This is a genomic window from Brucella tritici, from assembly GCF_902825325.1.
In the GTDB taxonomy this organism is placed as follows: domain Bacteria; phylum Pseudomonadota; class Alphaproteobacteria; order Rhizobiales; family Rhizobiaceae; genus Brucella.
Genome location: NZ_CADEAR010000011.1, coordinates 46,723 through 58,809 on the forward strand (window position 1 = coordinate 46,723; position 12,087 = coordinate 58,809).

Below are 12,087 nucleotides of genomic sequence, written 5' to 3' on the forward strand. Positions count from 1 at the left end.
CCGTGGCCGCCCCAACGCGGACCACGGCGTCATGCACGAAATGCTCAGGCAGCCGCTTTCAGCGCAGCCTTCTGCGTTGCAAAAGCCCAATCCAGCCAATGCGTCAGCGCTTCCAGATCGGAAGCTTCCACCGTGGCACCAGCCCATATACGCAGACCCGAAGGTGCATCGCGATAGGCGCCGATATCATAGGCAACGCCTTCCTTGTCGAGCGCGGTGACGATGCCCTTGGCGAAAGCGGCCTGCTCGTCGGCAGACAAGGCAGTCACTTCCGGATCGACAATCGTAAGGCAGACGGAAGTATTCGAACGCGTTTCCGGCTTCACGGCCAGATTGGCAATCCACGGCGTCTTTGCGACAAAACCGTCGAGAACCGCAAAATTCGCATCGGCGCGCGCAACCAGCGCATCGAGACCGCCAAGCGATTTCGCCCATTTCAGCGCATCGAGATAGTCTTCCACACAGAGCATGGACGGCGTGTTGATGGTTTCGCCGACGAAGATGCCTTCGATCAGCTTACCGCCCTTGGTCATTCGGAAAATCTTCGGCAACGGCCAAGCAGGCTTGTAGCTTTCCAGACGTTCGACAGCACGCGGGCTGAGGATGAGGATGCCATGTGCACCCTCACCGCCCAGAACCTTCTGCCAGGAGAAGGTCACGACATCGAGTTTCGGAAAATCGAGGCGTTGCGCGAAGGCGGCAGAGGTCGCATCGCAGAAGGTCAGACCCTTGCGGTCAGCCGGAATGAAATCGCCATTCGGGACGCGCGCGCCGGACGTGGTGCCGTTCCAGGTGAAAACGACATCGCGGTCGAAATCGACCTGCGAAAAATCGACAATCTCACCGTAAGGCGCTTCGAATGTGCGGACATCTTCGAGCTTGAGCTGCTTCACCACATCCGTGACCCAGCCCGAACCGAAGCTTTCCCATGCAACCATATCGACGCCACGCGCGCCGAGCATGGACCACAGCGCCATCTCGACAGCGCCGGTGTCGGAAGCCGGCACGATACCGATACGGTAGTCGGCAGGCACCTGCAGTACTTCGCGGGTAAGGTCGATGGCTTCTTTCAGCTTGGTCTTGCCGATTTTCGCGCGGTGCGAACGGCCAAGCGCCGCATCGACCAGCGCATTCAGCGACCAGCCGGGACGTTTTGCACAGGGACCGGATGAAAAATTAGGATTAGCCGGGCGAACTGCCGGCTTCGCAATCGTCGTCATGTTGTTTCTATCCTCTCAGATAGCACGCGTCTCGTTGGGGAGACGTGGCCCACTTACTGGGATAGCCGAAAGTGCATTTTTCCTCAATACGGCTTTCGGGGAATATTTTCATCAAACCCGCCCGGATTACTCCAGGCGGGTAGAATTTCATTATCGCCTGACCGTTTGCGTCTCTGTCGGCTCGTCTTCCATGCGCGCATAATAGCTTGCAATCAGCGCGCCGGAGATATTGTGCCAGACACTGAAGACGGCGCTTGGCACAGCCGCCAGCGGCGAGAAATGCGCATTGGCGAGAGCAGCGCCAAGGCCGCTGTTCTGCATGCCGACCTCGATGCTGATCGCCTTGCGCTTTGCCAGCGAAAGCCCGGCAAACCGTGCCGCGAAATAGCCAAGCAACAAGCCGAAGCCATTGTGCAGGAACACGACCGCGAAGATCAGCAGGCCCGACTGCGCGATGGCAGCCTTGTTGACCGCGACCACGGCTGCAACGATGAGCACGATACCGATGACCGACACAAGCGGCAGCATGGGGACTGCTGCCTTGACGAGGCCCGGAACCAGTTTCTGCAAGACGAAGCCAAGCGCCAGAGGCACAAGGATCACCTTCACGATGCTGATGAACATGCTCATCGCATCAACGGGCAGATACTGGCTGGCGAAGAACCAGACCAGAAACGGCGTCACGAGCGGCGCCAGCAAGGTGGTGACACTTGTGCAGGCTACGCTCAGCGCCACGTCGCCCTTCGACAGATAGGTCATGACGTTGCTGGCGGTTCCACCGGGGCAGCAACCAACCAGAATGACGCCTGCGGCCACTTCCGGCGACATCGGAATGATGCGCGTCAGCAATACGGCGAGAAGCGGCATGATGATGAACTGAGCCAGCACACCGATGGCGACCTCGAAAGGTCTTTTGGCGACTTCGGCAAAATCCTTGCCGGAAATGGTCAGGCCCATCCCGAACATGATGATGCCAAGCAGAACCACGATCCATGGCGCAAAAACGCTGAATGTGGATGGAAGAACAAAACCCAGAATGGCAAAGACAATGACCCAGACAGCGAATGTCCGGCCTACGAAATCTGAAAATGCTGCAATTGCTTTCATTACCCTCCCCTTTTCAGGAAACGCGCTCGACGCATTCTTTCACCTGTAAGGATTCGGGCCGCATATGAAAACGAAAAATTCGATAGATCTAAAACAATAAACTGCAATGCGGACCTTCAGGCCCGCCGCAATTATAGCAGGGCGCTAAGATGCTAACGCATCACGCCCTGAAAATGCTCAATTGCCGCACGGGCTTAACCAAGTCTCGATGAGACTTGGTATTACCAGGTGGTGAAGCGCACACCGGCACGCAATTGATGGGACTGAATGTCCTTGTCGCTGAGCGTGATACCTGCCGCACTTGCAATATCCGCGCCTTCGACGACCCCATAACGATAGCCGATATCGAGCTTGATGTTGGATGCCACGTCGATGCCCACACCCGCCATCAGCGCCCAGGCGAGACGATAATCATCGTCCGTCTTGTATTCGCCAGAGGCCGTATCGATGGAATAACGCACATTGGCGAAGCCAAGACCCGCACCGAGATAAGGTGTAAAGCCGTAGTAATTACCGAGATCGACATAGGCGTTAGCCATCATGTCCCAGCTACGAACATCGACGTCCAGGTCGTCGAAGCTCTGCTTCGAATAGCCGAGCGTCACGTCGCCGCGCAGATTATCCGTGAACTGATAGCCGATGCCGATGGAAGGCACGACATTCTTGTCCAGATCAAAACTTTGAGACCCGCTCCAGAAGGGTGTCTCTGCCTGAAGCTTAACCTTGGAGGAGATATTGTAGCCGATATCGCCGCGCAGATACCAGCCGGACCCGACCTCGACCGGCTGTTGCACCGGGGCGCCCGGCTCATAACTGACCATATCGAGATCTGCCGCAAAAGATTGCGATGCGACGCATAATCCGGCCAGCAAAGCAGCCGACGAACAGAAAGCACGCCATTGCATAGACATGATGAAATCCCCGCTTATGAATGTATCATCATGTATGAATTAACATGGTTAAGATCACATAAATATAGGGATATGTTTACTATGATTCTAAACAAATAAGGCCCGGATGACCGGGCCTATTTTGTCTTGGAAATTACTATTTTACTTGTAAACCGGACCGTCTACGATGGTCGATACCTGCTGCGGGGCATAGGCTGGACCTGCGCCGCCAAACATATAACGCAGGCCGACGCGTACATCGTGCACATTCATGCCATTGTCGCGGCCATCACCAAGCCACTGATTGCCCTCGAACATCTTGCCGCCATTGATGTGGCGGTAGCGATAGCCTGCATCGAGCTTGAGGTTCTGTGTGAGATCAACCGATGCACCGGCCATAAGCGCATAGGTGAAGCGCCAGCTGGCAGCGCCTTCCTGTGTGCCGCCGTAGCGAACATCGTCCAGATCATCCCACTTCACGCGGGTGCCACCAATACCGGCACCGATATAGGGCGTAAAGCCGGCAAAATTACCAAGATCGACATAGGCATTGGCCAGAATGGAAAGAGCCGAGAAATGACTGCGCTCGTCAGAAGCGCAATTGATATCGCCGTTACAGGCCGAGCCATAAGTATGACCATTGAACTTGGCGCGGGTCATGTAGTCGACTGTCAGATCGGTACGAAAATAATCCGTCACCTGATAACCGACACCACCGCCCACAAGAAACGAACCCTTTAGATCGCCGTAAAGCGTGTTGCTACCGAAGGTCGGCGAACCACCACCGCAAGTCGCGCAATTATCGATGGTCGCGTAATCAGCGTCTTTGAACTTGGCCTTGGAATAACCAATATCGCCGCGCAGATACCAGCCGCCCACGGCAGGCGGAGCGACGACGACTTCCGGAACCTCCGGAACGGGCTCCAGAATGTCCGCTGCCAGAGCAACAGGTGCCGCAGCCATCAGGGCAACCGATGCCACCACACCGGCAAAAAGAGTTTTCGTAAGACTTTTCATATGTCTGCCCCATCGGAGAATCGCGCCGCCGAAAGCGACGATACGGATGTTTGAGGGGAGACTATTCGGCAAAAGTTAAATACAACTTAACCTTGTTTTTTTACCAAGTTCATTAACACTTGCTAATTTACAGCAAGCGATCTGACTGGCTCTCGATGCACATCGCGAAGGCCGCGCCCACCAGCAAGTGCGCTCCAAACGCAAAAGGCGCGGAACAAACCCGCGCCTTTGCTGAAATTGTTCGTGGAGTAATCAGGCGGCAGCGCTACCTTCGGACGAGATCACGTCGATGATGTCGTTGACGACCTTTTCCACCAGACCACGATCATCACCTTCTGCCATGACACGGATGAGCGGTTCCGTGCCGGATGGGCGAATGACCAGCCGGCCCTGAACGCCAAGACGCTCGGTTGCCTCGTCGATTGCGCTCTTGACCCGTTTGTTCTCCAGTGGCTTGCCACCAGCGGTGCGCACATTCTTTAAAAGCTGCGGTACCGGATCGAACTTGCGGCACACTTCACTGATCGGCCTACCCTGTTCCTGCGCAACCGCGAGGATTTGTAGCGCCGAGATCAGGCCGTCGCCCGTTGTCGCGAAGTCGGACAGAACAATATGACCGGACTGCTCACCGCCGACATTGAAACCATGTTCGCGCATATGCTCGACCACATAACGGTCACCCACCTTGGTGCGGGCCAATGTCAGGTGACGGTCGGCAAGAAAACGTTCCAGTCCAAGATTGGACATGACGGTCGCCACAATGCCACCGCCTTCGAGACGGTCGGTTGCAGCCCAGCTTTCAGCAATAACCGCCATCAACTGGTCGCCATCGATGACAGTGCCATTTTCATCGACCAGCAAGACGCGGTCCGCATCGCCGTCGAGCGCGATGCCGACATCGGCGCGCACTTCGTGAACCTTCTTCATCAGGCCGATCGGGTGCGTCGAACCGCAATCCTCGTTGATGTTGATGCCGTTCGGCTCGTTGTTGATGGTGATGACTTCGGCGCCCAGCTCCCACAGAGCAGCAGGGGCTACCTTGTAGCCAGCGCCATTAGCGCAATCGACGACGACGCGCAGGCCGTTCAGGTCGATATTGCGCGGCAGCGTGCGCTTGGCAAACTCGATATAGCGGTAGATGTCGCCGTCAACGCGCTTGGCGCGACCGACATCGCCATGGCTGGCCAGATAAGGGGTCAGATCACCATCGATCATCGCCTCGATCTTGAGCTCGATCTCGTCGGAAAGCTTGTATCCGTCAGGACCGAAAAGCTTGATGCCATTGTCATAGAATGGATTGTGCGATGCAGAGATCATGACGCCGATATCGGCGCGCAGCGAACGGCAGAGCATAGCGACGGCAGGCGTCGGGATCGGGCCGAGCAGGAACACATCCATGCCGGCGGCAGTAAAACCGGCCACCAGCGCGTTTTCCAGCATATAGCCCGAACGGCGTGTATCCTTTCCGATAACCACGCGTGAGGCCTGCCCCTTGCGACGGAAGATATGACCAACCGCCATGCCGACTTTCATGGCAACTTCCGGTGTCATCGGAAAGCTGTTTGCCTGTCCGCGAATGCCATCGGTTCCAAAATATTTCCGTGTCATCTGTTTCGCCTTACGCTGAGCCATGAACCGCTCTCTATGTCTTCCAATATATGCCGCCTGAAATGACCGGCGAGCAATGGCTGCCGGTTGGCCGGATAGCAGATTTTCGCTGTTCTTAACGCGAAAACCCTCACAAATGCAATTTCGCCTTTGGCGGCAGGTTCGACCTTCCCACGTCCAAAGTCGTAATCCGACGCAATATGATGCGCCGAAATCCTTAACGAGGCTTTGCGGTAAGCCCACACAAAGCCAGATAGCAAGAAAGCCGGGACAAGCCCGGCTTTCTCTATTCGACTTGGAGCAGCTTATTGCGGCTGCGGTTCCATACCGGGTTCGCTGCCAGGCTCACTGCCCTTGCGCTTGCGCGGACTTCCGGCCTTCGGCACGCCCGAGCCGCGCGACGGCGTATCGTTGCCCTGATCACGAGATGGCTTGTTGCCTGCAATCAGTTCCTTGATCTCGTCGCCCGAGAGCGTTTCGTATTCGAGCAGACCTTCGGCGAGCGCGATCCAATCCTTCTTTTTCTTGGTCAGGATACGGGTTGCCTCGGCATAAGCCTCGTCGATCAGGCGACGCACTTCGGCATCGATGATCTGCGCGGTTTCTTCCGAAATATTCTGCGTGCGGGACACCGAATGGCCAAGGAAGACTTCTTCCTGATTGTCGCCATAAGCCACACGGCCAAGCTTGTCCGAATAGCCCCACTGCGTCACCATCGAACGGGCAAGCTTGGTGGCCTGCTGAATATCGGAGGAAGCACCGGAAGTGATGTTTTCCTTGCCGAATTTCAGCTCTTCAGCCACGCGACCGCCCATCATGATGGCAAGGCGCGACACCATCCACGTATAGGTCGCCGAATAACGGTCGCCTTCGGGAAGCTGCATCACCATGCCGAGCGCACGACCGCGCGGAATGATCGTCGCCTTGTGGACTGGATCAGCCTTCGGCACGTTGAGCGCAACAATAGCGTGGCCTGCCTCATGATAGGCCGTATTGGCCTTTTCTTCCTGTGTCATGGCGGAGCGGCGTTCCGCACCCATCATGATCTTGTCCTTGGCGTCCTCGAATTCCTGCATGGTCACCAGACGCTTGTTGCGGCGTGCGGCCATGAGGGCAGCTTCGTTGACGAGGTTGGCGAGATCGGCGCCGGAGAAGCCCGGCGTGCCGCGTGCGACAATCTTGAGATCGACATTGGGTGCAAGCGGCACATTGCGCACATGCACTTTGAGGATCTGTTCGCGACCGACGATATCCGGGTTCGGCACCACAACCTGACGGTCGAAACGACCCGGACGCAACAGTGCAGGGTCGAGAACGTCGGGACGGTTGGTCGCCGCGATCAGGATGATCGATTCGTTGGCTTCAAAGCCGTCCATCTCGACCAGAAGCTGGTTGAGCGTCTGTTCGCGTTCATCATTGCCGCCGCCGAGCCCGGCGCCGCGATGACGACCGACAGCATCGATTTCATCGATGAAGATGATGCAAGGCGCATTCTTCTTGGCCTGCTCGAACATGTCGCGGACACGGCTTGCGCCAACGCCAACGAACATTTCAACAAAGTCCGAACCGGAAATGGTGAAGAAGGGCACATTGGCTTCACCCGCAACCGAGCGCGCCAGAAGCGTCTTACCGGTGCCGGGAGGGCCAACGAGCAGAACGCCGCGCGGAATCTTGCCGCCCAGACGCTGGAACTTCTGCGGATCGCGCAGGAATTCGACGATTTCCTCAAGATCCTGCTTGGCTTCGTCCACACCGGCAACGTCCTGGAAAGTAACGCGGCCATGCGCTTCCGTCAGCAGCTTGGCCTTCGACTTGCCGAAGCCCATCGCACCGCGCGAACCACCCTGCATCTGGCGCATGAAGAAAATCCACACACCAAGGATCAGGATCATCGGCAGCCACGACAGGAGAATGCCGATCAGCGAGCTGGAACCGTCGGTTTCAGGGCGCGCTGTGATCGCGACATCCTTGCTTTCAAGGCGCGAAACAAGACCTGTATCGCCCGGCGAATAGGTCTGGAAAGTCGATCCATTGTCAGCAAAAGTACCGCTGATCCGCTGGCCGGTAATCGTGACCGATTTCACGCGACCGTTGGATACGTCATCAATAAATTGCGAATAGGAAACTTCACGGGAATTGGAGCGCTGACCTGGGCTTTGGAACAGGTTGAACAGCGCGATCAAAAGAAGAGCAATGATCGCCCAAAGGGCGAAGTTGCGATAGTTCGGATTCATATCGGGTCCAATCGATACCACGGCCATTCCGCGGGCACGGAACGATGTTTCGGTCTAACATAGGATCGAAGGATGGCCTTGCCAAGGCGCGTTCGACCCCGCATCCTCGATTCTTCGCACTCTGGTTTACAAAAATTAGGACATTTCCGCGCAGATGCGCCCAAGCCGGGCCTCAACGGCCATTGCAAGGCCGAAATCATGCCCCGGCAATACATGATCGAAGATCGCAAAATGCCGTTCGATATGAATACCTTGTGGAAATTCTCCATTCTGCAGAAACGGCAAGGCGATTAGCCTTCCATCCCTATAAAGAGCGGGAGAAACCAGCAAGGTCTCACGTTTTCGAGATTCGATTTCGATATTCTGCGACTTCAGGAAGTCAACAAGTTCCTGCCGTCCCGGCGCAGCCAGATCGAAACTCATTTTTCCTTCATTCGAAAAACGGAATCGCCCATCCCAGACAATTCGTTTATCCGGCTCCAGACGAAGTTTCGGCAGATTGCGTTTTTCGCGGCGGAACTGATGTGGGGAGCCATTCTCGCCACGCTCGATCAGGGCGCCGAACACCGTCAGGCGATGATTGTCATCATCTTCAGACAGGACCCGTTCGATGCGTGAGCGTTCGCTATCGCCCGGCAGGAAACGGCGTCCGCCGGCGATTGCCGCCAGCAATCCGGCGAAAAGCCGTCTCACATTGTCAGGAAGCACGGCGTAAAGCCGCGGATCGACAAGCAAGGCACCGGTCGCATCAACGCGCAGGCTCGCCGGATCGTCCAGCGCAGCAATCAAGGCCGCATTGTCTCGCTCGCGCGCAGCTCCTGCTTCAGCAATCTGACCAAGAACCGCCTGCCTGTCAGCCTCCGCAGCGATGCCCAGACGAATCCGCGGCCGTTCATATTTCGTGTTGGCATTGCTGGGATCATCCACCCAGTTGATACCCCTGCCCTGCAACTCATCACGCAATGTCCGCCGGGAAACAGCGAGCAGCGGACGGTCGAGTTCAACAGAGCCCTCCAGCCCCATGCCCTCCAGCCATGAGCGCGACGACATCGCTGCAAGCCCACGTGCCTCGGCATGAGCGCTGCGCTCCTTGCGCATCAGAAAGGTTTCAATCTGGTCGTCTTGCGTATGGCCGGTGACGATGAAGGCTCCGCCAGTATCCCGCGCCGCCTGCACCAGCAGTCGATAGCGCGCCGTGCGCGCAGCAGCCGCGAGCCCACTTGCCGGCTTGACGTCATCCCAGACGAGAATGCGGTGTTCAATCCCGTATTGCCGACAGAGCAGGCCGACATTCTCAGCTTCAGCCTTCGATTCGGCGCGCAGCCGATGGTCCACCGTCACGGCGATCAGCCGGGGTGGGCTCTGGAGCATTGCCATATAATCCCGAAGGAGGAAAAGCAGGCCAAGAGAATCGCTGCCGCCCGAAACGGCGGCTATGACGGTCCTTGCCTTCTCAAATCCGAATGGCTCGAATAATCTGGAAATATTGCTTGGGCTAAGCCCCACGAAATAACTCCGCAATCAGCACTTTGCGCGGCTGCGCTCATCGGCAACGCGCTTCAGAATGGCAGGCGCTGCCTTGGGGTAACGTTCCGGAATCTGCGCGAAGGTCGCACAGGCGACATCGCGATTGTCCATTTTTTCAAGCGTCATGCCGAGCTTGAACATATTTTCCGGCGCGCGCTTCGAATCGGGATAATCGCGTTGCGTATCGATGAAAATCGTCGCCGCTTCCGGATAACGGCCCTGACCGTAAAGCGATTCACCAAGCCAGAAGCGTGCTTCCGCCGTATTGGGGTCCGCCGGATAGCGCTTCACGTGTTCGCGAAAACCGGTTTCCGCTGCCTTGTAGTCGCCCGACATCAGATATTGATAGGACGCCTGATAGAGCGAATTGGGATTATCGTCGGTCGGAAGGGAAGCGACCGTATCACCTGCCGTTCCTCCGGCCGTAGTACCCGGTGCCGCACCCGGCTGTGCCGTTCTTGGTGTGGCATCGAGCGTTTCGCCGATTACATTGCCACTGGCGTCGAACCGGATGGAGCCCAGCGATTGTGGCGGCTCGCCACGTGCCGGTCCGCCTTGTGCGGGCGTGTTCGAACCAATAGCCATGGAATCGGCGCCAGAAGACTGGCTGGCCGCAGTCTGCGAAGAAGCGTCATAGCCGCCGCTCTGTGGAGCGCTTCCGGAAACCCCGCCATCGAGGTTTCCGTTACTGCCCTGACTGGAACCGGCATCGGCGAGCGACGTGTCGCCGCCAGCCTGCTGAACATCCGTTTCGGCGCGCTTGCCGGTTTCCAGAAACTGAAAGCGGTTTTCGTTTGCTTCCTGCATCTTCTGCATCTGATCCTGCATTTCGAGGATCTGGAAGTTCATGGCTTCAGCACGCGCACTCAATGCATCCGCGATCCCGGCGGGATTGCCCATGCCCTGTGCACAGAGATCGGCCCCAGGCGATGCTGCAGCGGGAGCGGACTGAGACGCGCCGCTGGAAGCAGGCGAGGCTACGCCGTTCTTCTTTTCCAGTTCTTCGAACCGGAATTCATTGTCTTCCTGCGTCTTTTGCAACTGGTTGTCGGTGAACGAAATCTGGGCGTCCACGTCCTCGACCTTGCCGGTCAGGTTGCGCACAAGTTCCTGCTGCAGGCCGGGGCTTTGATAGCCGCCACCCTGCCCGCCGCCGCTGCCATTATCACGCATGGCATCATCGAGAATTGCCGTCGAGCCGATGCTGACGCGATTCTGTGCGCCGCCACGCCCCTTCTCCAATGCCTGAAAACGCGCTTCGTTGTCGCGCTGGATTTTCAGCATCTTGTCGCGAAGCTGCAAGATGCGCGCATAGGATTGGGCGTTTTGATGCGCCAGATTGCAGACCTGCTGCGAAAACTGATCCCCGCCGGGAGCACCTGCCTGTGCGAGCTGAATTCCCCCTTGCGAAGAAACAGATGCCGCCAGAACCGGAGCACTCGCCAAAAGCGGCAGCATGGCAATTGCCAGCGTCACTTTCCTCATTGGTTTCCTCATTCCCTTTTGCCCCTGCTAATTCATCCACCCAATTCGAAGCGAACTGGATGATCGAGTGCCGCGCCTGAACAGGCGCTGAACATGATTGCCGCATGACGAGAACCGTTCCGGCTGGAACATGACTCGTTGGAACCACTCTATCCATTTGTTTTTACGTATGTCTTTACCCCGAAACCGGTTCCCACTTTCGCGAGACATACTTCAGCTCCGCTTTTAGAGCATTTCCCGCAAAAGTGCGAAGCGGTTTTGCGCCGGAAATTGCGAAAAGCAAGGGCCTTTTGATGTTCACTATGACAAGTGCGACTTCGGCCAAAGTTTGTCGAAACGGCTAATCAAGCGGTCAAAAACGAAAAAAGCGGCCTGAAAGCCGCTTTTCCGTAACACTGTAAGGTGTTCGAAGATTAGCTGCCTGCACCGTTGAGAACGGTGACAGCGCGGCGGTTTTGCGACCAGCACGAGTCGGCATCGCAAACCGCGACCGGACGTTCATTACCGTAAGAAATGGTGCGCATACGGTTGGTCGGAACGCCACGCGAAGCGAGGAAGTCGCGGGTGGCAGCTGCACGGCGCTGACCGAGAGCGAGGTTGTATTCACGCGTACCGCGTTCGTCGGCATGGCCTTCGACCGTGATCGAGTACTGCGGATAACGCTGCAGCCACTGGGCCTGCTTGGAAAGCGTCTGCTGTGCATCGGCGCGGATCAGCGAAGAATCGAGATCGAAGAAGATGCGGTCGCCGACATTAACCGTGAAGTCCTGCGAGGAACCCGGCGTTGCAGCGCCTGCACCGAGACCCAGATCACCGGCATTGTTCGGAAGGTTCTTCTTGGACGCACAACCGGCAACGGCGAGCGACATGAAAAGGGCAATAGCGATCGGGCTACGTGCAATCGACTGGATACGGCGCATGGGCCGGAGCTCCTTAAGATTTGATGTTCCTGCGTAACCATCCAATAATCATATTGAGGTTAAGACAGGCTCAAGAAGT

At 57.0% G+C, this 12,087-nt stretch carries 9 protein-coding genes; all 9 read right to left on the reverse strand.

Annotated features, from left to right (window positions below):
- Nucleotides 1-44: 44 nt before the first annotated feature.
- The gene (locus HWX93_RS16310) at nucleotides 45-1,220 is read right to left on the reverse strand and encodes a phosphoserine transaminase (protein ID WP_176037973.1); all 1,176 of its coding nucleotides are present in this window, start codon (nucleotides 1,218-1,220) and stop codon (nucleotides 45-47) included.
- 150 nt (nucleotides 1,221-1,370) lie between these two features.
- Nucleotides 1,371-2,327: a bile acid:sodium symporter family protein gene (locus HWX93_RS16315; protein WP_109989142.1), complete on the reverse strand. Its 957-nt coding sequence runs from the start codon at nucleotides 2,325-2,327 to the stop codon at nucleotides 1,371-1,373.
- 221 nt (nucleotides 2,328-2,548) lie between these two features.
- Complete coding sequence (locus HWX93_RS16320) at nucleotides 2,549-3,238, reverse strand: outer membrane protein (protein ID WP_176037974.1); 690 nt, start codon at nucleotides 3,236-3,238, stop codon at nucleotides 2,549-2,551.
- A 141-nt stretch (nucleotides 3,239-3,379) separates the two neighbouring features.
- Entirely contained in the window at nucleotides 3,380-4,234 is an 855-nt protein-coding gene (locus tag HWX93_RS16325) for an outer membrane protein (RefSeq protein ID WP_176037975.1), read from the reverse strand.
- A gap of 252 nt (nucleotides 4,235-4,486) precedes the next feature.
- Nucleotides 4,487-5,842, reverse strand: a complete 1,356-nt coding sequence (gene glmM, locus HWX93_RS16330) for a phosphoglucosamine mutase (RefSeq protein WP_109989188.1) — start codon at nucleotides 5,840-5,842, stop codon at nucleotides 4,487-4,489.
- Nucleotides 5,843-6,147: 305 nt separating this feature from the next.
- The gene (ftsH, locus tag HWX93_RS16335; protein WP_109989139.1) at nucleotides 6,148-8,076 is read right to left on the reverse strand and encodes an ATP-dependent zinc metalloprotease FtsH; all 1,929 of its coding nucleotides are present in this window, start codon (nucleotides 8,074-8,076) and stop codon (nucleotides 6,148-6,150) included.
- Between the two features lie 135 nt (nucleotides 8,077-8,211).
- Nucleotides 8,212-9,582, reverse strand: a complete 1,371-nt coding sequence (gene tilS / locus HWX93_RS16340) for a tRNA lysidine(34) synthetase TilS (RefSeq protein ID WP_176037976.1) — start codon at nucleotides 9,580-9,582, stop codon at nucleotides 8,212-8,214.
- 15 nt (nucleotides 9,583-9,597) lie between these two features.
- Nucleotides 9,598-11,100, reverse strand: coding sequence for a tol-pal system protein YbgF (gene ybgF, locus HWX93_RS16345; protein WP_176037977.1), 1,503 nt, complete (start codon nucleotides 11,098-11,100; stop codon nucleotides 9,598-9,600).
- Nucleotides 11,101-11,501: 401 nt separating this feature from the next.
- Nucleotides 11,502-12,008, reverse strand: a complete 507-nt coding sequence (gene pal, locus HWX93_RS16350) for a peptidoglycan-associated lipoprotein Pal (RefSeq protein ID WP_010661371.1) — start codon at nucleotides 12,006-12,008, stop codon at nucleotides 11,502-11,504.
- Nucleotides 12,009-12,087 lie beyond the last annotated feature (79 nt).